This is a genomic window from Microbacterium sp. NPDC087592, assembly GCF_044743585.1.
Classification (GTDB): Bacteria; Actinomycetota; Actinomycetes; order Actinomycetales; family Microbacteriaceae; genus Microbacterium.
In genome coordinates, this window is sequence record NZ_JBIUWT010000002.1 from 182965 (window position 1) to 207554 (window position 24590).

23 protein-coding genes are annotated in these 24590 nt (G+C 67.8%); 22 read left to right on the forward strand and 1 reads right to left on the reverse strand.

The genetic code is table 11. From position 1 onward, the window contains the following. Nucleotides 1-27 precede the first annotated feature (27 nt). The 22 genes from murF (at nucleotide 28) to ACIOTO_RS13920 (ending at nucleotide 23998) form a co-directional block, all read left to right on the forward strand. Nucleotides 28-1440: a UDP-N-acetylmuramoyl-tripeptide--D-alanyl-D-alanine ligase gene (gene murF, locus ACIOTO_RS13815; RefSeq protein WP_400858312.1), complete on the forward strand. Its 1413-nt coding sequence runs from the start codon at nucleotides 28-30 to the stop codon at nucleotides 1438-1440. After that, nucleotides 1437-2543, forward strand: a complete 1107-nt coding sequence (gene mraY / locus ACIOTO_RS13820) for a phospho-N-acetylmuramoyl-pentapeptide-transferase (RefSeq protein ID WP_029261558.1) — start codon at nucleotides 1437-1439, stop codon at nucleotides 2541-2543. Before murF ends, mraY begins: the two co-directional genes overlap by 4 nt. Beyond that, nucleotides 2533-4068 carry a UDP-N-acetylmuramoyl-L-alanine--D-glutamate ligase gene (gene murD / locus ACIOTO_RS13825; protein ID WP_400858313.1) on the forward strand — a complete coding sequence of 512 codons (1536 nt, stop codon included), beginning with the start codon at nucleotides 2533-2535 and terminating at the stop codon, nucleotides 4066-4068. The genes mraY and murD overlap by 11 nt, the downstream gene beginning before the upstream one ends. Further along, a complete protein-coding gene (gene ftsW / locus ACIOTO_RS13830) occupies nucleotides 4037-5242 on the forward strand; it encodes a putative lipid II flippase FtsW (RefSeq protein WP_029261560.1) in 1206 nt (401 codons plus the stop codon). The genes murD and ftsW overlap by 32 nt, the downstream gene beginning before the upstream one ends. Continuing rightward, on the forward strand, nucleotides 5239-6315 hold the full coding sequence (locus ACIOTO_RS13835) for a UDP-N-acetylglucosamine--N-acetylmuramyl-(pentapeptide) pyrophosphoryl-undecaprenol N-acetylglucosamine transferase (RefSeq protein WP_400858314.1): 1077 nt from the start codon (nucleotides 5239-5241) through the stop codon (nucleotides 6313-6315). The genes ftsW and ACIOTO_RS13835 overlap by 4 nt, the downstream gene beginning before the upstream one ends. A 40-nt stretch (nucleotides 6316-6355) precedes the next feature. Continuing rightward, nucleotides 6356-7756, forward strand: coding sequence for a UDP-N-acetylmuramate--L-alanine ligase (gene murC, locus ACIOTO_RS13840; protein ID WP_262001154.1), 1401 nt, complete (start codon nucleotides 6356-6358; stop codon nucleotides 7754-7756). Between the two features lie 2 nt (nucleotides 7757-7758). Continuing rightward, a complete protein-coding gene (locus ACIOTO_RS13845; RefSeq protein ID WP_167633332.1) occupies nucleotides 7759-8700 on the forward strand; it encodes an FtsQ-type POTRA domain-containing protein in 942 nt (313 codons plus the stop codon). A gap of 186 nt (nucleotides 8701-8886) precedes the next feature. Further along, nucleotides 8887-10029, forward strand: a complete 1143-nt coding sequence (gene ftsZ / locus ACIOTO_RS13850) for a cell division protein FtsZ (protein ID WP_091037300.1) — start codon at nucleotides 8887-8889, stop codon at nucleotides 10027-10029. Continuing rightward, nucleotides 10026-10733, forward strand: coding sequence for a YggS family pyridoxal phosphate-dependent enzyme (locus tag ACIOTO_RS13855; RefSeq protein WP_400858315.1), 708 nt, complete (start codon nucleotides 10026-10028; stop codon nucleotides 10731-10733). The genes ftsZ and ACIOTO_RS13855 overlap by 4 nt, the downstream gene beginning before the upstream one ends. Before the next feature lie 43 nt (nucleotides 10734-10776). Then, on the forward strand, nucleotides 10777-11256 hold the full coding sequence (locus ACIOTO_RS13860) for a cell division protein SepF (RefSeq protein WP_400858316.1): 480 nt from the start codon (nucleotides 10777-10779) through the stop codon (nucleotides 11254-11256). 3 nt (nucleotides 11257-11259) lie between these two features. Next, nucleotides 11260-11559: a YggT family protein gene (locus ACIOTO_RS13865; protein ID WP_029261567.1), complete on the forward strand. Its 300-nt coding sequence runs from the start codon at nucleotides 11260-11262 to the stop codon at nucleotides 11557-11559. 181 nt (nucleotides 11560-11740) lie between these two features. Further along, nucleotides 11741-12340 carry a DivIVA domain-containing protein gene (locus tag ACIOTO_RS13870; RefSeq protein ID WP_105710187.1) on the forward strand — a complete coding sequence of 200 codons (600 nt, stop codon included), beginning with the start codon at nucleotides 11741-11743 and terminating at the stop codon, nucleotides 12338-12340. A gap of 8 nt (nucleotides 12341-12348) precedes the next feature. Next, the gene (gene lspA / locus ACIOTO_RS13875; protein ID WP_400858317.1) at nucleotides 12349-13044 is read left to right on the forward strand and encodes a signal peptidase II; all 696 of its coding nucleotides are present in this window, start codon (nucleotides 12349-12351) and stop codon (nucleotides 13042-13044) included. 2 nt (nucleotides 13045-13046) lie between these two features. Continuing rightward, nucleotides 13047-13967 carry an RluA family pseudouridine synthase gene (locus ACIOTO_RS13880; protein ID WP_372466541.1) on the forward strand — a complete coding sequence of 307 codons (921 nt, stop codon included), beginning with the start codon at nucleotides 13047-13049 and terminating at the stop codon, nucleotides 13965-13967. A gap of 48 nt (nucleotides 13968-14015) precedes the next feature. After that, entirely contained in the window at nucleotides 14016-14615 is a 600-nt protein-coding gene (locus tag ACIOTO_RS13885) for a GNAT family N-acetyltransferase (protein ID WP_400858318.1), read from the forward strand. Nucleotides 14616-14646: 31 nt separating this feature from the next. Next, nucleotides 14647-15252: an RNA polymerase sigma factor gene (locus tag ACIOTO_RS13890; protein WP_400858319.1), complete on the forward strand. Its 606-nt coding sequence runs from the start codon at nucleotides 14647-14649 to the stop codon at nucleotides 15250-15252. A gap of 22 nt (nucleotides 15253-15274) precedes the next feature. Next, nucleotides 15275-16303 (forward strand): hypothetical protein, encoded by a 1029-nt coding sequence (locus ACIOTO_RS13895; RefSeq protein WP_400858320.1) that lies wholly within the window; start codon nucleotides 15275-15277, stop codon nucleotides 16301-16303. Between the two features lie 62 nt (nucleotides 16304-16365). Further along, on the forward strand, nucleotides 16366-19884 hold the full coding sequence (gene dnaE / locus ACIOTO_RS13900; RefSeq protein ID WP_029261576.1) for a DNA polymerase III subunit alpha: 3519 nt from the start codon (nucleotides 16366-16368) through the stop codon (nucleotides 19882-19884). Between the two features lie 70 nt (nucleotides 19885-19954). Further along, nucleotides 19955-21163, forward strand: a complete 1209-nt coding sequence (locus tag ACIOTO_RS13905) for a hypothetical protein (RefSeq protein WP_400858321.1) — start codon at nucleotides 19955-19957, stop codon at nucleotides 21161-21163. A gap of 1 nt (nucleotide 21164) precedes the next feature. After that, nucleotides 21165-22469 (forward strand): histidinol dehydrogenase, encoded by a 1305-nt coding sequence (gene hisD, locus ACIOTO_RS13910; protein ID WP_400858322.1) that lies wholly within the window; start codon nucleotides 21165-21167, stop codon nucleotides 22467-22469. A gap of 10 nt (nucleotides 22470-22479) precedes the next feature. Beyond that, nucleotides 22480-22950 carry a transcriptional regulator NrdR gene (nrdR, locus tag ACIOTO_RS13915; protein ID WP_105710179.1) on the forward strand — a complete coding sequence of 157 codons (471 nt, stop codon included), beginning with the start codon at nucleotides 22480-22482 and terminating at the stop codon, nucleotides 22948-22950. 10 nt (nucleotides 22951-22960) lie between these two features. After that, complete coding sequence (locus ACIOTO_RS13920; RefSeq protein WP_400858323.1) at nucleotides 22961-23998, forward strand: quinone-dependent dihydroorotate dehydrogenase; 1038 nt, start codon at nucleotides 22961-22963, stop codon at nucleotides 23996-23998. On the opposite strand, the gene ACIOTO_RS13925 is transcribed toward ACIOTO_RS13920, so the two are convergent. Next, nucleotides 23973-24545: a DUF3043 domain-containing protein gene (locus tag ACIOTO_RS13925; protein ID WP_029261581.1), complete on the reverse strand. Its 573-nt coding sequence runs from the start codon at nucleotides 24543-24545 to the stop codon at nucleotides 23973-23975. The two genes, ACIOTO_RS13920 and ACIOTO_RS13925, sit on opposite strands and share 26 nt — an antisense overlap. Nucleotides 24546-24590: the final 45 nt, after the last annotated feature.

Consider the following 24590-nt stretch of genomic DNA (forward strand, 5'->3'; position numbering starts at 1 on the left):
TCGGCGAGAGCCGCGCATGGAGATGAAATGATCGCCCTGACGCTCGCTGAGATCACCGCCGCAGTGAGCGGTGATCTGCGCGTGGCCGGAGAAGACACGGCCGAGACCGTCGTCGACGGCCTCGTCGACACGGACTCGCGGACGATGGTTCCCGGCTCGATCTTCGTCGCGAAGCCCGGCGCGGAGACCGACGGTCACCAGTTCGTGGGAGCTGCTGTCGGGGCCGGCGCCGTGCTGGCGATCGTGGAGCACCCGGTCGATGTCCCCGTCAGCCAGATCGTCGTCGCCGACGCCGTCGCGGCGCTGGGAGAGCTGGCCAGAGAGGTCGTGGCTCGCGTGCGTGCCGGCGGCTCCCTCCGCATCATCGGGATCACCGGATCCAACGGCAAGACCACCACGAAGAACTTCCTCGCACGCATCCTCGAGGGTGAGGGCGAAACCGTCGCGCCGGTCAAGTCGTTCAACAACGAGGTCGGCGCCCCCGTCACGATGCTCCGCGTCACCGAGAACACGCGGTTCCTGGTGAGCGAGTTCGGGGCGGCGGCACCGGGCAGCATCGCGCACCTCGCCGGTCTCGTCGAGCCCGACGTGGCCGTCGTGCTCATGGTCGGCATGGCGCACGCCGGCGGATTCGGGGGGATCGAAGCCACCGCGAAGGCGAAGGCCGAGCTCGTCGAAGCGGCTCGCGTTCCCGGGACCGCCGTCCTCAACATCGATGACAGCAGGGTCGCCGCCATGCAAGGGCTCGCCGAAGCGCGTGGTCTGCAGGTCGTCGGCTTCGGACAAGGGTCGAGCGCCGATGTCCGCGCGCACGACATCTCCGTCTCCGCCTCCGGCACGTCCTGCACCGTCGAGGTCGGCGGCGACCGCCTGACCCTTCGTCTGCGGGTCCTCGGTGCGCATCACGTGTCCAACGCGCTGGCAGCCATCGCCGCAGCGCTCGTCGTCGGCGTCACGCCCGCAGACGCGGTCGCGCGTCTGGAGACGGTCGAGATCGCCGAGCGGTGGCGCATGCAGCCGCTGGGCAGCGACCGCGTGCGGATCATCAACGACGCCTACAACGCGAGCCCCGATTCCATGGCCGCGGCGTTGCGGACTCTCGCGCAGATCACCGGGCCGGAGGAGCGCACCGTCGCCGTCCTCGGCGCGATGACCGAGCTCGGAGAAGGTGCGGGGGAAGAGCACGACCGTATCGGTCTGCTCGCGGTGCGGCTCAACATCCAACGCATCGTCGTCGTCGGCCCTGAGGCGCGGCGGCTCTACCTCGCTGCGGTCGGCGAGGGCTCCTGGGACAGCGAGGCCATCCACCTCCCCGACCAGGAGGCAGCCTTCGAGTACCTGCGCACCGAACTCCGCGACGGCGACCGCGTACTCGTGAAGTCATCCAATTCCGTGGGCCTCCGGCATCTCGGCGATCGTCTGGGAGAATTGTTCTCGTGAGGTCTCTCATCATGTCGGCGGCGATCTCGCTCGCCTTCACCCTGTTCCTGACTCCTGTCTTCCTCCGGCTCTTCCGGAAGTGGGGCTGGGGGCAGGTCATCCGCACCCCGGAGTCGGTGCACAATCCGAGCCACGAGGCGAAGCGCGGCACGCCCACAATGGGCGGTGTCATCTTCATCGTCGGATCCATCGTCGGTTACTTCACCGGCGTGCTGGTGAGCGGTGAGGTGCCCGCACTCTCGGCGATCCTGGTGATCTGGCTGATGGTCGGCTTCGGCGCCGTCGGCTTCATCGACGACTACATGAAGGTGCGCAGCCAGCGCAGCCTCGGGCTGTCCGGCTGGCGCAAGGTGATCGGCCAGTTGCTGGTCATCATCCCCTTCGGCATCGTCGCTCTGAACTTCCCGAACAGGTGGGGGCAGATGCCGGCGAGCCCCGCGATCTCGCTCTTCCGCGACATCACCTGGCTCAACCTCTTCGCCTTCGGCGTCGTCCTCGGCTGGATCCTCTACCTCGTGTGGATCTCGATCATCGGCGTCGCGACCTCGAACAGTGTGAACCTGACGGACGGTCTCGACGGTCTCGCCGCCGGGGCCGGAGTCATCGTCGTCGGCGCCTACAGCGTGATCGCGTTCTGGCAGTTCAAGCAGCCCTGCATCGGCGGTGATCCCGACGCCCTCGGCGGATGCTACGAGGTGCGTGATCCGTTCAACCTGGCCATCATCGCGGCGTCGGTCGCCGCCAGCCTCATCGGGTTCCTCTGGTGGAACGCGCCCAAGGCGAAGGTCTTCATGGGCGATGTCGGCTCGATGGCGATCGGCGGCGTGATCACCGCGATGGCGATCCTCACCCGCACCGAGCTCCTCCTGCTGGTGATCGCCGGCGTGTTCGTCCTGTCCTCCGGCTCCGTCATCCTGCAGCGGGCGTACTTCAAGATCACGCGCGGCAAGCGGCTGTTCCTGATGAGTCCCTTCCATCACCACCTCGAGATGCGCGGCTGGTCCGAGGTCACGATCGTGGTGCGCATGTGGATCATCGCCGGACTCCTCGCGGTCTCGGCGGTCGGCCTCTTCTACGTCGAGTGGCTCACCCGTGTCGACTGATCGCCTGAGCGGACTCACCAGCTGGAATGCCGATTGGCGCGATCTCCGCGTCGCCGTGCTCGGCTTGTCGATGACGGGCTTCTCGGTGGCCGACACTCTCGCCGAGCTCGGTGCGGAGGTGCTCGTGCTCAGCGAGTCCGCAGAAGAGGAGTACGCGCGCCTGCTTCCGGTGATCGGTGCCGCGCTCGAGCTCGGCCCCCTGGCCGAGGTGCCGGCCGCACTGGTGGACTTCGCCCCCGAGGTGGTCATCGCCTCGCCCGGCTTCTCCCCATCGCACTCCGTGATCCGCTGGGCCCAGGCGTCGGGAATCGCGATCTGGGGCGATGTCGAACTCGCCTGGCGTGTCCGTGACAAGGTGCTCCGCGCCGACGGTACGCCGGCCGATTGGGTCCTCATCACGGGGACCAACGGCAAGACGACCACGACGCAGCTCACGGCCTCGCTGCTGGTCGAGGGTGGCCTTCGTGCGGCGCCCTGCGGCAACATCGGCGTGCCCGTCCTCGACGCGGTGCGGGATCCCGCCGGCTTCGACGTGCTCGTGGTCGAGCTCTCCAGCCACCAGCTCTGGTACCTCGGCCAGTCGCGGCCCGAGGGCGAGCTCTTCCCCTACGCGGCCGTGTGCCTCAACCTCGCCGACGACCACCTGGTGTGGCACGGCAGCGCCCAGGCATATCGCGACGCGAAGGCCGTGGTCTACCGCAACACCCGCGTCGCCTGCGTCTACAACAAGGCCGATGAGGCGACCCGGCTCATGGTCGAAGAAGCCGAGGTCGTCGAAGGAGCCCGCGCGATCGGTTTCGATCTCGGCATCCCCGGACCGAGCGACCTCGGCATCGTGGAGGGGCTCATCGTCGACCGCGCCTTCCTCGACGACCGCGCACGCAGCGCTCTCGAGCTGACGACCATCGCGGCTCTGGACGAGGTCGGGCTCGCAGCTCCGCACATCGTCCAGAACATCCTCGCCGCCAGTGCTCTGGCGCGGTCACTGGGAGTCGAACCGGAGGCGATCCACACGGCGCTGCAGAATTTCCGGCTGGACGCGCACCGCATCCAGGTCATAGCGCGGCATGCGGGCGTCACCTGGGTCGACGACTCCAAGGCCACCAATCCGCACGCCGCGGCGTCGTCGCTGCGGGCCTACCCCGGCGCGGTGTGGATCGTCGGGGGTGACTTGAAGGGCGTCGACATCGCCGATCTGGTCGCCGATGTCGGTGCCACGGCGCGAGCCGCTGTCGTGATCGGGGTCGAGAGGGACTCCGTGGTCGCGGCATTCCAGCGACACGCGCCGTCGGTACCGGTGTTCGAGGTCGATGCTGGCGAGACTGGACAGGTCATGAACCGTGTCGTGGAGATCGCGTCGGGGATCGTCGACGGCGAGGGCACAGTCCTGCTGGCCCCGGCGGCGGCATCGTTCGATCAGTTCTCGAGCTACGCGGATCGAGGTCACCGTTTCGCCGAGGCGGTGCGTGACTGGATAGACCGGGGGAGCGCCGATGACGCAGGTGTCCCGCCCTCCGCGCTCTGAGTCCGGCGGACTCGCCGCCAGGGTGTCGCTCGGACGCCGGTTCACGCCGGTGTCGACCGAGTTCCTCCTCATCGCGTCGACCGCCCTGCTGCTGACACTCTTCGGCCTGGTCATGGTGCTGTCCGCGACGAGCGCGACCGCGGTCGCGAGCGGAGCCGATCCGATGGGCGGCGTCCTCCGCCAGGGCGTGTTCGCGCTCCTCGGAGTCCCGCTGATGTTCCTGATCAGCCGTCTACCCGTCGCGTTCCTGAAGAAGATGGCGTGGCCCGCGCTGTTCGGCGCCGTCGCCCTGCAGCTGCTCGTGTTCACCCCCCTGGGGATCGAAGACGGCGGAAACCGGAACTGGATCGACATCGGCGGCTTCACGCTGCAGCCCTCCGAGTTCCTGAAGCTCGCACTGGCTCTGTGGATCGCCGCGGTGCTGCTGCGCAAGCAGGCCATGCTCGGCACCTGGCACCACGTCTTCATCCCCGTGATCCCGGTCGGGGCGCTGGCGATCGGTACCGTGCTCGCCGGCAAGGACCTCGGCACCGCGATGGTGCTGGTGCTCATCCTGCTGGGCTGTCTCTTCTTCTCGGGTGTCAAGCTTCGCCTGTTCATCATCCCGGTGGTGATCGGCATCGGCGCGGTCCTCGCCTACGCGCTGTCGAGCCAGGACCGGATGCGGCGCATCACGGCGACCTGCGACAACATGGCGCTGTACGAGAGCGACTGCTACCAGTCCATCCACGGCATCTGGGGGATGGCATCGGGCGGGATATTCGGGCTCGGACTCGGCAACTCCCAGGAGAAGTACGGCTGGCTGCCCGCCGCCGGCAACGACTTCATCTTCGCGATCGTCGGGGAAGAGCTCGGGCTGATCGGCTGCATCGTCGTTCTGGCGCTGTTCACGTTCTTCACGGTCGGTGCCTTCCACGTGATCCGGAAGACGCCTGATCCCTTCATCCGCGTCGCGGCCGGCGGAATCACGGTGTGGATCGTCGGTCAGGCCGTGCTCAACATCGGCGTCGTCATCGGTGTGTTCCCGGTGATGGGAGTCCCGCTCCCGTTCATGTCTCAGGGAGGCACGGCACTGCTCGCCGTGCTGATCGCGTGCGGGGTGCTGCTCGCCTTCGCGCGCACCATTCCCGTGGTCGAGAAGCCCTCAGCCGAGCGGGGTAGGGTCACCAGGTGACCTCGTACCTCCTCGCCGGCGGTGGCACCGCCGGCCATGTGAATCCCCTGCTCGCCGTCGCCGACGCACTTCGTGAACGCGACGCCGATGCCACCGTGCTCGTGCTCGGTACGGCCGAGGGGCTCGAGTCCCGGCTGGTGCCCGCTCGAGGCTACGAACTGCTCGTCGTCGACAAGGTCCCGTTCCCGCGTCGTCCGAATCGCCAGGCTGCGGCCTTCCCGATGCGGTTCCGCCGCGCCATCGCTCAGGTGCGCGCGCACATCCGCCGACACGGCGTCGATGTCGTCGTCGGATTCGGGGGCTACGCATCCGCACCCGCCTACGTGGCTGCGCGGCGCGAGGGCGTGCCGTTCGTGGTGCACGAGGCCAACGCCAAGCCCGGTCTCGCCAACGTGCTCGGGGCCCGCCGTGCCGCGGCCGTGGGCGTGGCGTTCGAGGGCACGCCGCTCCGGGGTAGCGAGACGGTCGGGATGCCGCTGCGCCAGGAGGTCATCACGCTCGATCGTGCGGCGACGCGCGCGGAGGCCGCGGAGTATTTCGGTCTCGACCCGGATCGCCCGGTGCTGCTCGCGTTCGGCGGCTCGCTCGGTGCTCAGCGCCTCAACGAGGCCCTCGCGGACTCCTGGCGCGATGTCCTCGCAGCCGGGTGGCAGCTGCTGCATGTGACGGGTGAGCGCAGCGATCTCGCCGATCCGGGCGTCGAGGGATACGCACTGCGGCGCTACGTCGACCGGATGGATCTGGCCTTCGCTCTGGCGGACCTGATCGTGTCGCGGTCCGGCTCGGCGACGGTCAGCGAGATCAGTGCGCTGGGCATCCCCGCCCTCTACGTGCCGTACTCGGTCGGCAACGGCGAGCAGCGCCTGAACGCGGCGTCTGCGGTGGCGGCAGGAGCGGCCGAGCTTCTCGACGACGCGACGTTCGACGGCGACGCCGTACGGCGGATCGTCGTGCCGATCCTGGGAGACAGGGACAGGCTCGACCGGATGGCCGCCGCGGCCGAGACGGCGGGCACCCGCAACGGCACCGAGAACGTGATCGGGTTGATCGACCGCGCATTGGACGCGGTCTGACACGGTCGTCGACACCGAAGAAAAGTAGACTGAAGCGGACATGATCAGACCCGACCTCTCCCTCCCCATTCCCGAGACGATCACCGCTGCGCACTTCATCGGCATCGGCGGTTCCGGCATGAGCGGCCTCGCGAAGATGTTCCTCGACGCGGGTATCCGCGTCTCCGGCAGCGACCGGGCGGACAGCGACAATCTGCGTGCCCTGGCGGACGCGGGGGCGACGGTGCACGTCGGCCACGACGCCGCCCACCTCGGTGATGCCGACACCGTCGTGCACACGGGCGCGATCTGGCCCGAGAACCCCGAGTTCGTGACGGCGAAGGCTCGCGGCCTGCACGTGATCCACCGGTCGCAGGCGCTGCATTGGCTGATCGGTTCGCGGCGGCTGGTCTCGGTCGCCGGTGCCCACGGGAAGACCACCTCGACCGGGATGATCGTCACGGCGCTGCGTGAGCTGGGCGCCGACCCGCACTTCGTCAACGGAGGCGTCATCGAGCAGCTCGGCACCTCGAGTGCCACGGGCACGGGCGACCTGTTCGTGGTCGAGGCCGACGAGTCCGACGGCACTTTCCTGCTCTACGACACCGCGGTCGCGCTCATCACCAACGTCGATCCCGACCACCTCGACCACTACGGCTCGGAAGAGGCATTCCACGACGCTTTCGTGCGGTTCGCCGACGCGGCCACCGAAGCCGTCGTCATCTCGAGCGACGACGCCGGTGCGCTCCGCGTCGGTGCCGGGCTGTCGCACCCGAACGTGCTCACGTTCGGCCAGGCGGAGAACGCCGACGTGCGCGTCACCGACATCGTCGCGGCCGGACCGGTCGCCGCGACCATCAGCCAAGGGGATGAGCAGGCGCGCATGCAGCTCGCGGTCCCCGGCGTGCACAACGCGATCAACGCGGCCGGAGTCGTCGCGGTGCTCCGAGCACTCGGGTACCCGCTCGTCGACGCCGTGCGCGCGGTCGAGGGCTTCGCCGGGACCGTGCGCCGCCTGGAGCAGCACGGCGTCGAACGAGGCGTCACGGTCTACGACGACTACTCGCACCATCCGACGGAGGTGCGGGCGGCGCTCGAGGCCATGCGCAGCATCGCGGGGTCGGGACGGATCATCGCGATCCAGCAGCCGCACACCTACTCCCGCACACAGCACATGTATCAGGAGTTCGCCGACGTCCTCGAGGAGTTCGCCGATCACACGGTGATGCTCGACGTGTACGGCGCTCGCGAAGACCCCGTCCCCGGTGTCACGGGCGAGCTGGTGAGCACGGCGTTCCGCGATCCGTCGCATGTGCACTTCGTCGCCGACTGGCAGCAGGCGGCCGACTACACCGCCGCGGTGGCCCGTGACGGCGACTTCGTCGTGACGCTCGGCTGCGGCAACGTCTACCAGATCATCCCGCAGGTCCTGGATTCGCTGCGCCGGACCGACGAGGCGTAGCGATGCGCCGTCCCCCACCGCTGCCGTCCGCACCGGAGAGCCCGGTGGAGAAGGGCGACGCGTCAGAAGCACGGGCACGCCACGGACGGCGGAGCGACCGCAGCGGGGTGCGGTCCGAACCGGATGGGTCGGTGCCGGAGCCTCCGGCCCACGACGGATTCGACGCTGCTGGCGCGGACGAGCCGGAGCCGACCTCGACCAGGGACGTGTGGCGTGCAGCACGGGCCAGACGTAAGGCTCTCCGCTCCGAGATCCGGCGCTTCACGCAGCGCTCCCGGCGTCGACGGATCATCTGGCTGAGTAGCATCGGTGCCGTGATCCTGTTGATCGGGGGCAGCGTCGCGGCCGCGTACAGCCCGCTGTTCGCGGTGGAGAAGATCACCGTGGTCGGGGCCGGGAGCCTCGATCCCGCCGCGATCGAGGCGGCGCTCGGCGACCAGATCGGCACGCCGCTGGCGCTCGTGGACACCAGTGAGGTGAAGGCCGCGCTGCTGGCCTTCCCCCTCATCGAGACATATGCACTCGAAGCGCGTCCTCCGCACGACCTCACGGTGCGGATCGTGGAACGCACACCGGTCGGTGTCATCCGATCGGGCGCCGGGTACACCCTCGTCGATGCCGCGGGAGTCGCGCTCTCGACCACAGCCGATCAACCGGCGGGCCAGCCGGTGATCGACGTCGACGGCGGCGTCGAGTCGCGCGCTTTCCAGAGCGCCGGTCTCGTCGTCCGTGCGCTGCCGGCAGATGTCCGTGCCGCTCTCACAGGCGTGCGTGCCACGACCGCCGATGATGTGACGCTGACCCTCGAATCCGGGCTGACCGTGGTCTGGGGGAGCGCAGAGGAGTCGGCCCTGAAGGCGCTCACGCTCTCCGCCACGATGGCCAAGAACCCGGACGCTGCCTCCATCGACGTCACTTCTCCCGAGGTGGCCGTCGTCGGCTGACGGCTTTCGAAGCCACGCCGAAGGCTTTCGCGAAGGAATGGCGCGACACGCCCAGGCGATCGCGCGCGCGGAGCCAGGCGGCGCTTACCTTCGATCAAAGAGAACGCAATACCGGGAAATACTTTACACCTCTACTTGAGGTTTAAGGTTCACCCTTTTCCAGGCTCGAATAATCGGAGGCCGGCCATGAGCCAGAACCAGAACTACCTCGCCGTGATCAAGGTCGTCGGCGTCGGCGGTGGCGGCGTCAACGCCGTCAATCGCATGATCGATCTCGGTCTCCGCGGAGTCGAGTTCATCGCCGTCAACACCGACGCACAGGCGCTGCTCATGAGCGACGCCGACGTCAAGCTCGATGTGGGCCGTGAGCTCACCCGCGGCCTCGGCGCCGGCGCGGACCCCGAGGTGGGTCGACGTGCCGCGGAGGACCATGCCGAGGAGATCGAGCAGGCCCTGACCGGCGCCGACATGGTCTTCGTGACCGCCGGCGAAGGTGGCGGAACCGGAACCGGAGGCGCACCGGTCGTGGCTCGCATCGCGAAGTCCATCGGCGCCCTCACCATCGGTGTCGTCACCAAGCCGTTCTCCTTCGAGGGTCGCCGTCGTCAGAGCCAGGCGGAGGCGGGTGTGGTCAAGCTCAAGGAAGAGGTCGACACCCTCATTGTCGTCCCCAACGACCGTCTCCTCGAGATCAGCGACCGCGGCATCTCGATGATCGAGGCGTTCGCCACCGCAGACCAGGTTCTGCTCGCCGGTGTCCAGGGCATCACCGACCTCATCACGACCCCGGGTCTGATCAACCTCGACTTCGCGGACGTCAAGTCCGTCATGCAGGGCGCCGGCTCCGCGCTCATGGGCATCGGTTCGGCACGGGGGGCGGACCGGGCCATCAAGGCCGCAGAGCTCGCCGTGGAGTCGCCGCTGCTCGAAGCCTCCATCGAGGGTGCGCACGGTGTGCTGCTCTCGATCCAGGGTGGATCGAATCTCGGAATCTTCGAGATCCACGATGCCGCCGACCTCGTCAAGGAGGCCGCGCACCCCGAGGCGAACATCATCTTCGGTACGGTCATCGATGACACTCTGGGCGACGAGGTGCGGGTGACGGTGATCGCCGCCGGCTTCGACAGCGGGGAACCGTCGCTGCGTCTCGACCCGATGGTGGTCTCGCGTCCGTCGGCCGCGACGCTTCCCGAGGTGGCCCTCCCGGACGAGTCCGAGACGAAGAGCGAGCCTGCACAGGCGGAGCCCGTGCACCAGCGCGTGCCCGCCACGAGCATCGAGCCGGCGTTCGCCGACGACGACATCGACATCCCCGAATTCCTGAAGTGACCTCGGCGGTCGACGGCCAGGAGCCATCGGGCCTGGCCGCGCGGCTGGCGGCGATCGACGAACGGATCGCCGCCGCCGCGCGTGCCGCAGGCAGAGATCCCGAAGAGCTCACCAGGATCGTGGTGACGAAGTTCCACCCGGCGTCGCTGGTCGAGGAGCTGGGCGCGCTCGGTGTGCGCGAGGTCGGCGAGAACCGACAGCAGGAGCTGTCGGCCAAGCAGGCTGAGCTCGCCGCCCTCGACCTGTCCTGGCACTTCATCGGCCAGGGGCAGACGAACAAGGCGGCGGCCATCCGTCGCAGCGCCGACGTGGTGCACTCGGTCGACCGCGACCGGTTCGCCGATGCCCTGCACAGAGCAGCCGACGGCGACGATGTGCTCGACGTGCTCGTGCAGGTCAACCTGACGGATGATCCGGGTAGAGGAGGCGTGGCCCCCGCCGATGCGGTCGGTCTCGCCGAGCATGTGCTCGCCCTGCCTTCTCTGCGTCTGCGCGGCGTGATGGCTGTCGCTCCTCTCGATGAGGAGCCTGCTGCCGCATTCGCTCGGCTGCGCGACGTCTCCGACGTCGTCCGAGCCACCGCCCCTGACGCGACTTGGATCTCGGCCGGGATGACCGGAGACTTCGCCGAGGCGATCGCCGCCGGCGCGACACACCTGCGGATCGGCTCCGCAATCACCGGACCCCGGCCCGACCGGGGTTAACCTGTGAAAAGACCAGCCCCAAACGTTCGAACCGGAGGACACGATGGGTAACCCGCTGAAGAAGACCATGGTGTATCTCGGCCTCGCCGACGAGGAAGAGGTCTACGAGGAAGAGGCGCAGGCGCCTGCCCGCGCTCACCGCGAACGCGACCGTGACCGTGACCGCGAGGAGCCGGCACCGGCCCCCGTCACGCCGTTGCGCCGCCCTGTCGCCGTCCGCCAGCCGTCTGCAGGAGCCGTGAACGAGATCCTCACCGTCCACCCGAAGCAGTACCGCGACGCACAGCTGATCGCCGAGAGCTTCCGTGAGGGCGTCCCCGTCATCATCAACCTCTCCCAGATGAGCGATGCCGACGCGCGTCGCCTCATCGACTTCGCGAGCGGGCTCTCCCTCGGTCTGTACGGCCGTATCGAGCGCGTCACTTCGAAGGTGTTCCTGCTCTCGCCGGAGAACATCGCGGTTTCGGGCCACGGGGGCATCGCACACGCAGACGCTGAGTCTGCGGGCTTCGACCAGTCGTAGCCCGTGGAGCTGGTCTCCGTCGCAGCGAGCATCGTTCACCTGGTGCTGCTGCTGTACATCTTCGTGCTCTTCGCGCGCCTCATCCTGGACTACATCCCGATGTTCAATCGGGAATGGCGTCCGAAGGGTTTCGGTCTGGTCGCCGCTGAGGCCGTCTACACGGTCACCGATCCACCCATCCGGTTCTTCCGGAGGCTCATCCCACCGCTGCGGATCGGCTCGCTGTCACTCGACTTCGGGTTCACACTCACCCTGTTGGTGGTGCTGATCCTGATGAACATCGTGCGGCTTTTCATCCGCTGAACTCCGCCCGCTCCGTGTGTCGGGCACGCCCCGAGTTCGTGTTCTCTGGGTGTCGCGACATCGCGGCGCTGAGGCGCGGGGGCTATGCTGGCACCCAGGTGCGCGCCCCGGGTTCGCGCCACATCACGACCACGCCATACATCGATACTGGCATTCGAACTCATCGAAAGAGGAGCCACTCATGGCACTTACCCCGGATGACGTCGTCACCAAGCAGTTCCAGCACGTCCGATTCAAGGACGGCTTCGACCCGGACGAGGTGGACGACTTCCTCGACGAGATCGTCATCGAGTGGCGCAAGGCTCTCGAGGAGAACGTCGAGCTGAAGGCCAAGCTGGCCGCGTACGAGTCCGGTGCTGCCCCCGAGGCCGCCGCGCCCGCCGCTGCACCCGTCGCGACCGAGGCCCCCGCGCCCGTCGCCGAGGTTGCTGCCGAGCCCGCACCGACCGGCTCCGCCACCGCGACTGCCGGCATCATCGAGCTCGCGCAGCGTCTGCACGACGAGCACGTGGCCGAGGGTGAGGCGAAGCGCAACGCGCTCATCGCCGAGGCCGAGACCGAGGTGGCGCGTATCCGCACCGAGGCCGAGGCGAAGCAGCGCGAAGAGTCGGCACGCCTGGAGCGCGAGCGCAACACGCTCGAAGCCCGCATCACCGAACTCCGCAACTTCGAGCGCGACTACCGCTCGCAGCTGCGCGGCTACATCGAGGGTCAGCTCCGCGAGCTCGACGAGAAGTCGGCATCCACGGACTCCACGCCCGTCTCCGCGATCGGTCTGTAAGGCGCCCCTTGTCAGGACGCTCGCCCCTTCGTCGGTCGGCGGCCGGTGCGATCGTTGCGATTCTCGCAGCGCTCGTGCTGGCCGCCGATCAGTTTGTGAAGTACCTCACGATCGAGAACCTGCCCCTGCATGAGCCGGTTCCGGTTCTCGGTGAGTTCCTTCAGCTGTACTACGTCCGCAATCCCGGCGCGGCATTCTCGCTCGGGTCCGAGGTGACGTGGATCTTCACGATCGCCCTCGCGGTGGTGGCCTCGATCATCATCTGGAAGGCGTTCGGGATCAAGTCCCGACTGTGGGCCGTCGTTCTCGGGTGCCTGCTCGGTGGTGTGCTGGGCAACCTCACGGACCGGCTGCTTCGTGAGCCCGGTTTCCCCGTGGGGCACGTCGTCGACATGATCTCGATGCCGTGGATGATGCCCGCGATCTTCAACGTGGCAGACGTCTTCATCGTGACCGGAATGATCTCGGTCGCACTTCTCGTCGTGTTCGGGCTCCGATTCGACGGCACGCGCGAGCGCGACCATGCTGTCGTCGAGACCGAGGAAGAAGCCGAAGCGGCTGCTGTGGCCGCTATGGTCGCGACCGAGACGGATGCCGAGTCGGCCGATGCGGACGACGCGGCGGCGGACACCGTCGGCGCGGATCGCTCGATCGACGACGATGCGCCCTCGGAGGGTGCGGCTCCCGCATCCGAAGGACGCTGACCGTGGAGTCCCGGTCTCTGCCGGTGCCCGACGGCTTGGACGGCACTCGCGTCGACGCAGCTCTGGCGAAGCTCATGGGCTTCTCCCGCACCTTCGCCGCCGACGTCGCCGCCGCAGGCGGCGTGCGGTTGGACGGCGTGACGCTCGACAAGTCCGACCGCCTCCGCGGCGGCGGCTGGCTCGATGTCGAGTGGCAGCCGAAGGAAGCACCGAAGATCATTCCGATCGCGGTGCCCGAGCTCGGCATCGTGTACGACGACGACGACATCGTCGTGGTCGACAAGCCCACCGGCGTCGCGGCGCATCCGTCGGTCGGTTGGGAGGGTCCGACGGTGGTCGGCGCTCTTGCCGCCGCGGGATTCCGCGTCGCCACGAGTGGCGCTCCCGAGCGCCAGGGAGTCGTGCATCGGCTCGATGTCGGCACCAGCGGCCTGATGGTCGTCGCGAAATCAGAACACGCCTACACGGTGCTGAAGCAGGCGTTCAAGGATCGAACGGTCGAGAAGATCTATCACGCCGTGGTGCAAGGGCACCCCGACCCGCTCGCAGGGACGATCGACGCGCCGATCGGGCGCCACCCGAACCACTCCTGGAAGTTCGCCGTCGTTCCCGACGGCAAGCCCTCGGTCACCCACTACGAGACGCTCGAGGCGTTCCCCGGTGCTTCGCTCCTCGAGATCCATCTCGAGACGGGGCGCACCCACCAGATCCGTGTGCACATGGCCGCCCACCGGCATCCGTGCGTCGGCGATCCACTGTACGGAGCCGACCCGACCATGTCGGCCCGCCTCGGGCTCACGCGACAGTGGCTTCATGCGCATCAGCTGGCGTTCGCGCACCCGGCGACGGGGGATTGGGTGCAGTTCGAGTCGCCGTACCCCGAGGACTTCCGGCACGCGCTGGACGTGCTCCGCGGCGAATAGCCCGCGCTTCATCGACGCGATGTCTGCGTCGTGCGCCACACTGATCGCATGGGCATCGAGGTTCGACCAGCAACGGAGTTCGACGATGTCGCGACGCTCGTCGGCCCGAAGAAGCCGACGTCCAACGTGTGCGTCTGCCTGAGCTATCGCATCGGCAGCAAGGAGAATGTGGCGCTGCGCGGGTCGCAGCGCGCTGATCGCGTGCGCGAGCTGTGCCATCAGGATCCGCCACCTGGGGTCATCGCCTACCTCGACGATGAGCCGGTGGGCTGGGCGGCGCTGCATCCACGGCGTGACACGAGCTTCGCGCGCAACCGTCTCGTCCCGCACATCGACGATTCGGACGTCTGGTCGCTGTGGTGCTTCCGGGTGCGGCCAGGACACCGCAAGCAGGGCATCTCCCACGCGCTGATCGACGGTGCCGTGGCCTACGCGACGGAGCGCGGCGCCCCGGCGATCGAGGGGTATCCCGTCGACAACGGCGGGGAGAAGGTCAACCTGACGATGGCGTACGTCGGCACGCGCGCGCTCTTCGAGAGCGCAGGATTCGTGAAGGCAGCCGACACGGGCTCCGTCCTCGACGGGTTCCCGCGGGTGCTGATGCGGCTCGATCTGGGCACTTCACGGAAGGCGTCGAAGAAAGCGTGAACCGTTTTCGTGAATCGCCCCAATACTCAGTGTGAGCACGGACAGCGAGATCATCCAGCGGTCGCTCGAAGAACCCGGGGTCTTCTCCGAGATCTTCGAGCGGCACGTCCGACCCGTCGGTGGGTACATCCGGCGACGGGTCGGGGCGCACGCCGTCGACGATGTTCTGAGTGAGACGTTCCTCGTCGCATTCCGGCGGCGTTCGTCGTTCGACCTCGGGACGGAGTCGGCGCGGCCCTGGCTGCTCGGCATCGCGACCAGGGTGGTGAAGAGCCATCGGGCTGCGGAAGCGCGGCAGTGGCGCGCATTCGAGGCTTCGGCATCAGCGGAGGAGGTCGCCGTGGAGACTCCGCAGGTCGCCTCCGAGTCGCGGATCGATGCCGATGCCGCTCTGCGAGCGCTGGCCCCGCGGATCGCGGCCCTCGCGGCGAAGGATCGCGACACCCTGCTGCTGCATGCGTGGGGCGACCTCACGTATGAGCAGATCGCCGCTGCGCTGGGCGTGCCGGTCGGAACCGTGCGGTCCCGACTGAATCGCGTTCGTCGCAAGCTCGCGCCGCCGGGCTCGCACGGAGCAGCCCGACTGACATGGATGGCGAAGGAGGAGAGCGATGCAGCTTATGGAACAAGTTCGTGAGATCGGGATCGATGAGTCCCGTGTGGATGAAGACACCGTTCTCGCTGCGCGACGGGCGCTGACGCGAGAGATGGCGCGGAGTGCGCGCCCGGAGCGCGCGGGGCCGTCGCGACGACGCACATGGGCCGGCATCGGTATCGGGGGGCTCGCCACCGGTGCGGCGGTGACCGCGATCGTGGTCGGCTCTGTCATCGCGCCACCGGACGCACCCGACGCGGCCGCAGCTGAAGTGCTGGAGCGTGCGTCAGCGGTGACGTTCGATGCGCAGGACACCACACTCGTCCCCGGGCAGTACCTGCGGATCGAGACCGTCGGTGAGTACCTCCATTTCTGGAAGGCCGAATGGGCCGATGATGATGACGAGAACACGTTCGCGTTCAACGCCTCGCGAGACGGCGGCGACGCCGCCGTGCTGGAGCGCGACACGCGCGTGCTCTACGTCCCGGCCGACCGGGCTGGTGACTGGTTCTACGACTGGGGCTCCTCCGAGGTCGTGGACTCCTTCGGACCCCGTGGCGCGGAGGCAGCACGGGAATGGTCGTCCTCGCCCGGCTCCGCGATTCGTGGACGCGGCACGATCGAGACGCTCCCGGCGGGCGAGTATCTCGCCGTGGGAGGCGACGAACCGCCGATGCCGTACCTGGCGGACCGGTACCGGCCGTATTACGACGATATGCCGAGGGATCCTCAGACGCTGCTCGATTGGCTCCGCGCGCAGTCGGGGATGACGGGGGAGGAAGGGGACCGCTGGCTCGTGGCGAGTCTCAGCGACCCGTCGGCGATCAACCTGATGCCTGCCGACCTGCGCTCGGCGTTCTTCCTCGCGATCGCGCTGATCCCCGGATTCGAGGTGGTGGCGGAGGATGGTTCGACGGCGACGCTGCAGTACGTCGTTCCCGGCCACCGGACGACGAAGATCGCGATCGATACCGAGCAGGGCCTCGTCGACTCGATCTCGGAGAACTACGGAAGCGGAGGACCTGCGGGCGACACGGTCGACTCCACCACCACGGTGCGCACCTCCGTCGTGGACTCCGCGCCCCAGGGCTAGCGGCCGAGGCTGAGCCCCGACACCGACCTGCGGTGTCGGGGCTCCGCCGTAGACTCGAAGGCATGGCATCCGACTCCTTCGTCCACCTGCATGTGCACAGCGAGTACTCCATGTTGGACGGTGCGGCGAAGATCAATGCGATGACCCAGGCGGCCGCCGATTACGGCATGCCGGCCATCGCGGTGACCGATCACGGCAACACCTTCGCGGCGTTCGAGTTCTACAACGCGGCGCGGAATGCGGGCATCAAGCCCATCATCGGGCTCGAGGCGTACATGACGCCGGGCACACACCGCAGCGACAAGACGCGCGTGCAGTGGGGCTCGCCCGACCAGAAGAGCGACGACGTCTCCGGCTCGGGCGCCTACACCCACATGACGATGTGGAGCCAGAGCACCCAGGGCATGCACAACCTCTTCCGGATCAGTTCACGGTCGAGCATGGAGGGCTACTACTTCAAGCCCCGCATGGACCGCGAGCTGCTCCAGACCTATGGCAAGGGCATCATCGCGACGACGGGGTGCCCGTCCGGCGAAGTGCAGACGCGGCTCCGGCTGGGGCAGTACGACGCGGCACGGGCGGCGGCGGCAGAGTTCCAGGACATCTTCGGCAAGGAGAACTACTTCGCCGAGATCATGGACCACGGTCTCTCCATCGAGCGTCGGGTGATGACCGATCTGCTCCGCCTCGCGAAAGACCTGAACATCCCGCTGGTCGCGACCAACGACTCGCACTACACCCACCAGCACGAGGCCGATGCGCATGAGGCTCTGCTGTGCGTGCAGTCGGGCTCCACCATGGACGACCCGAACCGCTTCAAGTTCGACGGCGACGGCTATTACATCAAGACCGCCGCGGAGATGCGGCAGCTGTTCCGCGATCACCCCGAGGCCTGCGACAACACTCTGTTGATCGCCGAGCGCTGCGAGGTCGAGTTCGACACCTCGGCGAACTACATGCCGCGGTTCCCGGTGCCGGACGGCGAGACCGAAGACAGCTGGCTCATCAAAGAGGTCGAGGCAGGCCTGCACTACCGGTACCCGGGTGGCATCCCCGACAAGGTGCGCAAGCAGGCCGAGTACGAGACCGGCATCATCCTGCAGATGGGCTTCCCCGGGTACTTCCTGGTCGTCGCCGACTTCATCAACTGGGCCAAGGACAACGGCATCCGCGTCGGTCCCGGACGCGGCTCCGGTGCCGGTTCCATGGTCGCGTACGCGATGAAGATCACCGACCTCGACCCCCTCGAGCACGGCCTGATCTTCGAGCGCTTCCTGAACCCCGACCGCGTCTCGATGCCCGACTTCGACGTCGACTTCGATGATCGCCGTCGTGGCGAGGTCATCGACTACGTCACGGAGAAGTACGGCTCGGAGCGCGTCGCCCAGATCGTCACCTACGGCACCATCAAGTCCAAGCAGGCGCTGAAGGATGCGGGCCGCGTGCTCGGCTTCCCGTTCAGCATGGGGGAGCGTCTGACCAAGGCGATGCCGCCGCCCGTCATGGGCAAGGACATGCCCCTCGACGGTATGTTCGACTCGGCGCACCCGCGGTACAAAGAGGCGAGCGAGTTCCGTGCGCTGATCGAGACCGACCCCGAGGCGAAGACGGTCTTCGACCGCGCGCTCGGTCTCGAAGGTCTGAAGCGTCAATGGGGCGTGCACGCCGCCGGCGTGATCATGTCGTCCGACCCGCTGCTCGACATCATCCCGATCATGAAGCGGGAGCAGGACGGTCAGATCGTCACGCAGTTCGACTATCCGTCGTGCGAGTCGCTCGGCCTGATCAAGATGGACTTCCTGGGGCTCCGTAACCTCACGATCATCTCCGACGCGCTCGACAACATCCGCACGAACCGTGGCGAGGAACTCGACCTCGAGCACCTCGGCCTCGATGATCCCGGGGTGTACGAACTGCTCGCGCGCGGCGACACCCTGGGTGTCTTCCAGCTCGACAGTCCGCCGCTGCGCTCGCTGATGCGCCTCATGAAGCCCGACAACTTCGGTGACATCTCGGCCCTCATCGCCCTCTACCGCCCTGGTCCCATGGGAGCGAACTCCCACACGAACTACGCGCTGCGCAAGAACGGTCTACAGGAGATCACGCCGATCCACCCTGAACTCGAGGAGCCTCTGGCGGAGATCCTGGAGGAGTCCTACGGCCTCATCATCTACCAGGAGCAGGTGATGGCGATCGCTCAGGCGGTGGCCGGATTCAGCCTCGGACAAGCAGACATCCTGCGCCGAGCGATGGGAAAGAAGAAGAAGTCCGAGCTCGACAAGCAGTACGAGGGCTTCGCGGGGGGCATGAAGCAGCGCGGATTCGGAGAGGCGGCGATCAAGGCCCTCTGGGACATCCTGCTTCCGTTCTCGGACTACGCGTTCAACAAAGCCCACTCCGCCGCGTACGGCCTCGTGTCGTACTGGACCGCCTACCTCAAGGCGCACTATCCCGCCGAGTACATGGCGGCACTGCTGACCAGCGTCGGTGACTCGAAAGACAAGATGGCGCTGTACCTCAACGAGTGCCGTCGCATGGGCATCAAGGTGCTCCCTCCCGACGTGTCCGACTCGATCAACTACTTCGCGGCCGTCGACGATGACATCCGCTTCGGTCTCGGCGCTGTGCGCAACGTCGGCAGCAATGTCGTCGACGGCATCGTGCGGGCTCGAAAGGACGAGCGGTTCACCTCGTTCCATCACTTCCTCGACAAAGTCCCTCTGCACGTCTCGAACAAGCGCACCGTCGAATCGCTGATCAAAGCCGGTGCCTTCGACTCGATGGGGGACTCGCGGCGGGCTCTCATGGAGGTACACGAGGACGCGGTCGAGGCAGCCGTCGACCGTAAGCGCAATGAGGCCCAGGGAGCGATCGGTTTCGATTTCGACAGCCTCTACGACGGCATGGAAGAGGCAGCTCCCGCCAAGGTGCCCGCCCGCCCGGAGTGGATCAAGAAGGACAAGCTCGCCTTCGAGCGGGAGATGCTCGGCCTCTACGTCTCCGATCACCCGCTCGCGGGCCTCGAGGTCCCGCTGGCCAAGCACGCGTCGATCTCGATCCACGACCTCAACAACTCCGAGGACCTTCAGGACGGCGATCAGGTGACGGTCGCCGGACTCGTGACCAGCGTGCAGCACCGCGTCGCCAAGGCCAGCGGAAACCCCTACGGCATGATCACGGTCGAGGACTTCAACGGCGAGGTGACCGTGATGTTCATGGGGAAGACCTACACCGAGTTCCAGCACACGCTGCAGCAGGATGCGATCCTCGCTGTCCGCGGACGAGTCTCCCGACGTGACGACGGGCTCAACCTGCACGCCCAATCGGCGTTCGCGCCCGACATCGGCTCGTTCGATGCGGCGGGTCCGCTGTCGCTCGTCCTCGCCGAGCAGCGCGCGACGGAGCGGGTGATGACCGAGCTCGCCGAGGTGCTTCGCCGCCACAACGGCGATACCGAAGTGCTGCTCCGCGTGCATCGAGGGGGGACCGCGAAGGTCTTCGAAGTGCCGATGCCGGTCAAGGTCTCCGCAGACCTCTTCGGTGACCTCAAGTCACTGCTCGGACCCACCTGTCTGGGGTGAGCGGGTAGGATCGTGAGCCGTCGGCAGCACGACGAACACCCCCGTCGAGCACTGTGACGAAAGGACCACCATGAGTACGGACACCTCCGAACCCGACCTTCCCGAGTCGGAGCCCGAGGACTCGATCTTCAGCGACGACGACGGCGTGCTCTACGACGACGAGGTGACTCCGGAATTCGGCATTCTCGGATTCACGCTGCGTGAACTGCTGATCGTGGGCGTATGGGTGGTGGCCTTCGTGCTGTCCTTCTTCCCGCTGACCGGCGGCCTCTCGCTCTGGGGGATCGGTATCCAGTGGATCCTCCCCATCGCGCTTCCCACCGTGGCCGTCTTCCTGCTGGTGCTGCGCCGCTTCTCGCCGGATGGTATCCGCCGAGTGGGCTCGCTGGGCATCGACCAGTTCGCCTCCGTGGCGTTCTCCGTCGCGGCCGTCGTCTGGGTCGGGAATCTGTGGCTCTCGATCTCCGGGCTGATCGCCACCGGCTACTGGGGGCTCCCGTGGAACGGCGTGGGGATGGTCATCACGTCTCTCGCGCTGGTCGTGCTCACGGTCTTCGCCCCGATCATTCCGGGTCTCAAGGAGGACTTCCACGGCCGCCTCGTCACGCTCGCGCATCGCAATGCGAATCCGGTGCGCCCGGTCATCGCGCGCCCGCGCCCCGAGCCCGCTCCCGTCGCCGAGTCGACCGTTTCCCCCAGCAGCACCGAGCCCGACGTCACCGTCGATGCGTCAGGGCTGCCCCCGGTGACCGGCCTCGACATCGAGACGACCGGGCGACAGGCGACTGACGAGATCGCCCGACTCGACCTCGCGGAGCAGGTGCCTCTCACGGCGCATGCCTCCGGCGGTGGCGTCGGGACCGACCAGGACACCTCCGACGAGGACTATGTGCCCGCCTACTCCCGTCGATCCCGCGGACAGGAGCCCGAGATCGTCTCGGACACCGGAAGCATCGAGTCGCTGCTCGAGACCGCAGCGACCTACGAGACCGGCGATGTCCTGGCCGAAGCGGAGCCCCGCATCGTCGAGGGCTTCGCCGACGCCGATGCTGATCTCGACGCGACGAATCCTCGCGAGGCGGCTCCCGCCGCGCAGCCGTTCTGGATCCTCGCCGCCTCCGAACGGGATGTGCATGACGAGCGAGGAGAACCGCTGTTCCGCATCGGGCCGAGTGCCTGGGCCCTCGTGATCGAGGACCGTGGAGGTGCGTACGTCGTCCGACATGACGACGGACGGATCGGCTACCTCCACGACATCTCCGACATCTCGAAGGGCTGAAATGCGCACGATCGATCTGCGAGGGCGCGAGCTCTCGCCCGCTGACATGCTCGCGGCCGTGCCGCGCGCCACGCACGCTCGGGCGGAGGCGCTCGACACGGCCGCCCGGATCGTCGAGGACGTGCGCGTTCGCGGTGAGGCCGCTCTCCGTGAGCAGGCGGAGCAGTTCGACCGGGTGACGGGCCACGAGGTGCGGGTTCCCGCCGCGCACATCGCCGACGCCCTCGCATCCATCGAGCCCCCCGTCCGCGCTGCGCTCGAAGAGGCGATCGTGCGCGTGCGCCGTGGGTCCGAGGCCCAGGTGCCGGCGCCTCAGACCACCGAGATCGGCCCTGGGGCGCGCATTCTGCAGCGGTGGCAGCCCGTGCACCGCGTGGGCGTCTACATTCCCGGCGGCAAGGCGGTCTACCCGTCGAGCGTGATCATGAACGTGGTTCCCGCGCAGGTGGCGGGCGTCGAGCAGATCGCTCTGGCGTCTCCACCGCAGGCCGATCAGGGCGGTCGGATCCATCCGACGATCCTTGCGGCCGCCGCCCTGTTGGGCGTCACCGAGGTCTACGCCATGGGGGGAGCCGGCGCGATCGGCGCCTTCGCGCATGGCGTTCCGTCGCTCGGCCTCGACCCCGTCGACGTGGTCTCCGGCCCGGGGAACAACTATGTCGCGTCTGCGAAGCGGGCCGTCGCCGGCGTCGTCGGGACGGATTCCGAGGCCGGTGCGACCGAGATCCTCGTCGTGGCCGATGCCGATGCCGATGCGAGACTCATCGCTGCGGATCTGGTCAGCCAGGCGGAGCACGATGAACAGGCTTCCGCCGTCCTGGTGACGGATGCTGCCGGGCTCGCGGATCAGGTCGCCGTCGAGGTCGAGCGGATGGCGGCGGTCACACGCCACAGCGAGCGTGTCGGGGCGGCTCTGAGCGGTCCGCAATCCGCGATCGTCCTCGTCGACGACCGTGCCATGGCGACGGCTTTCAGCAACGCCTACGCTCCGGAGCACCTCGAGCTGCACCTCGCCGACGCCGCAGATGCGGCGGCGGCGTTCACCAGCGCCGGTGCCGTCTTCGTCGGCGACCAGACTCCCGTCAGCCTCGGTGACTACATGGCGGGAAGCAACCACGTGCTTCCGACCGGCGGTCAGGCGCGGTATGCGCCCGGTCTCGGGTCCTACACGTTCCTGCGCCCGCAGCAGGTCATCTCGTATGATCGCGCGGCGCTGTCAGTCGTTCGCGCCGGTGTCGTGGCCCTCGCCGAAACCGAGGTGCTCCCTGCACACGGCGAGGCGATCGAGGCGCGTTTCACGGCGTAGGATCGGTCAGATGCACTGCCCCTTCTGTCGTCATCCCGACTCCCGTGTCATCGACTCGCGCACCAGCGACGACGGGTTGTCGATCAGACGCCGCCGCCAGTGCCCGGAATGCGGGGGCCGGTTCACCACCACCGAGACGGCGAGCCTCAACGTCATCAAGCGCTCCGGCGTCATGGAGCCGTTCAGCCGCGAGAAGGTCATCTCCGGCGTGCGCAAAGCCTGCCAGGGGCGGCCGGTGACCGAGGCCGACCTCGCGATCCTCGCGCAGCGTGTGGAGGAGGCCGTTCGCCAGACCGGTGTCTCGCAGCTCGACGCGAACGAGATCGGTCTCGCCATCCTGGGCCCGTTGCGTGAGCTCGACGAGGTCGCGTTCCTCCGCTTCGCCAGCGTCTACCAGGCGTTCGACTCGCTCGAGGACTTCGAGGCAGCGATCACCGATCTGCGGGCCGACCACACGAAGCAGGAGTCCGCGGAGCGGTAATCTGGCAGGGATGTATCCGTTGCTCTTCCGCGCTGTCCTCTCGCGCTTCGACCCCGAGTTCGCCCACCACGCCGGCATGGCGGTGATCCGTGTTCTCGGCGTGCGCCCCCTCTCCTGGGTGACGCGTGCCATGACGCGCCCGGACCCATCGCTGCGTGTCGAGGCTCTCGGTCTCACCTTCCCCTCGCCGTTCGGCATCGCGGCCGGGTTCGATAAAAACGCGGTCGGGGTGCGGGGCCTGGCAGCTCTCGGCTTCGGGCACGTGGAGGTCGGCACGCTCACCGCGATCCCGCAGGAGGGCAACCCCAAGCCGCGTCTGTTCCGTCTCATCGCCGATCGCGCCGTCATCAACCGGATGGGCTTCAACAACGCGGGCGCGGACGCGGCAGCGCGCCGTCTGGCCCGTCTGCGCCGTGGAGCGCCCGACACGGTGGTCGGCGTCAACATCGGCAAGAGTCGGGTGGTGGACGTGGAGAACGCGACGGCCGACTACGTGGCTTCCGCGACTCGTCTCGCCCCGCTCGCCGACTACCTCGCCGTGAACGTGTCGTCTCCGAACACGCCGGGGCTGCGCGGGCTGCAGGCGGTGGAGACCCTCGCCCCGCTCTTGCGGGCGGTCAAGCAGGCCTCCGGTGCCACGCCGCTGCTCGTGAAGATCGCCCCGGACCTTCCGGACGAGGAGATCGCAGCGATCGCGCAGCTGGCAGTGGCCGAAGGACTCGCCGGCATCATCGCGAACAACACGACCATCAGCCGAGACGGCCTGCTCTCGGATGCGGCGAAGGTCGAGGCCGCCGGCGCCGGTGGTCTGTCGGGGGCGCCGTTGAAGCAGCGCTCGCTCGAGGTGCTGCGCGTCGTGCGAGGCGCGGTTCCCGCCGACTTCTGCGTGATCGCGGTCGGCGGTGTCGAGACCGCTGCAGACGTGCAGGAGCGTCTGGAAGCCGGCGCCACTCTCGTGCAGGGTTACACGGCGTTCCTGTACCGCGGTCCGTTCTGGGGCCGCGAGATCAACAGGGGACTGATCAGTCGGGGTACTGCCCGCGCTTGACCTGCGGCTTCGGCAAGCGCATGAATCGCATCTGCAGGGCCCGCATCGCCGCGTACCAGCCGAGACCGCGCTCGAGACGCTCCTTGCCGAACTTCGCCGCAGCCTTGCGCTTGACCCGCATGGCCAGCAGGACCATGCCGCCGATCGCGATCACCAGGTACCCCATCATCACCAGGTACGCGTAGAACGAGATCATCATGTTCGTGGGCAGCAGCGAGGCGAGGATGACCAGCACCATGACGCCCATCACGAACTCGGCCGGGTGCCAGCCCGCATCGACGTAGTCGCGCACCCAGCGGCGCTGAGGCCCCTTGTCGCGGACGGGGAGGTACTTCTCCTCGCCGGCGGCCATGCCGGCCTGTGCCTTGGCTCGGCGCTCGTTGAGCTCGGCCTTGGCGGCGGCTTTGGCCTCTTTGGTGTTGGCGACCAGGGGGCGGCGGCGGGCAGCCTCCTGCTCCGCACGGGTCGGCGTCGCGCGCCCCTTTCCGACGGCGGGCGTCTCGGGGGCGTCGTCGTTCGTCGAAGGGGAGACAGGGGTAGTGGCCACGGAGTTCCTCGGTTCGCTGCGGGGGATCACCTTAAGATTACTCGC

Bases quoted from the DNA above. Each gene is read 5' to 3' on its own strand.
- murF (WP_400858312.1), top strand. From the start codon at position 28: ATGATCGCCCTGACGCTCGCTGAGATCACCGCCGCAGTGAGCGGTGAT.
- ftsW (WP_029261560.1), top strand. From the start codon at position 4,037: ATGACGCAGGTGTCCCGCCCTCCGCGCTCTGAGTCCGGCGGACTCGCC.
- murC (WP_262001154.1), top strand. From the start codon at position 6,356: ATGATCAGACCCGACCTCTCCCTCCCCATTCCCGAGACGATCACCGCT.
- ACIOTO_RS13845 (WP_167633332.1), top strand. From the start codon at position 7,759: ATGCGCCGTCCCCCACCGCTGCCGTCCGCACCGGAGAGCCCGGTGGAG.
- ftsZ (WP_091037300.1), top strand. From the start codon at position 8,887: ATGAGCCAGAACCAGAACTACCTCGCCGTGATCAAGGTCGTCGGCGTC.
- ACIOTO_RS13860 (WP_400858316.1), top strand. From the start codon at position 10,777: ATGGGTAACCCGCTGAAGAAGACCATGGTGTATCTCGGCCTCGCCGAC.
- ACIOTO_RS13870 (WP_105710187.1), top strand. From the start codon at position 11,741: ATGGCACTTACCCCGGATGACGTCGTCACCAAGCAGTTCCAGCACGTC.
- ACIOTO_RS13885 (WP_400858318.1), top strand. From the start codon at position 14,016: ATGGGCATCGAGGTTCGACCAGCAACGGAGTTCGACGATGTCGCGACG.
- dnaE (WP_029261576.1), top strand. From the start codon at position 16,366: ATGGCATCCGACTCCTTCGTCCACCTGCATGTGCACAGCGAGTACTCC.
- ACIOTO_RS13905 (WP_400858321.1), top strand. From the start codon at position 19,955: ATGAGTACGGACACCTCCGAACCCGACCTTCCCGAGTCGGAGCCCGAG.
- hisD (WP_400858322.1), top strand. From the start codon at position 21,165: ATGCGCACGATCGATCTGCGAGGGCGCGAGCTCTCGCCCGCTGACATG.
- nrdR (WP_105710179.1), top strand. From the start codon at position 22,480: ATGCACTGCCCCTTCTGTCGTCATCCCGACTCCCGTGTCATCGACTCG.
- ACIOTO_RS13920 (WP_400858323.1), top strand. From the start codon at position 22,961: ATGTATCCGTTGCTCTTCCGCGCTGTCCTCTCGCGCTTCGACCCCGAG.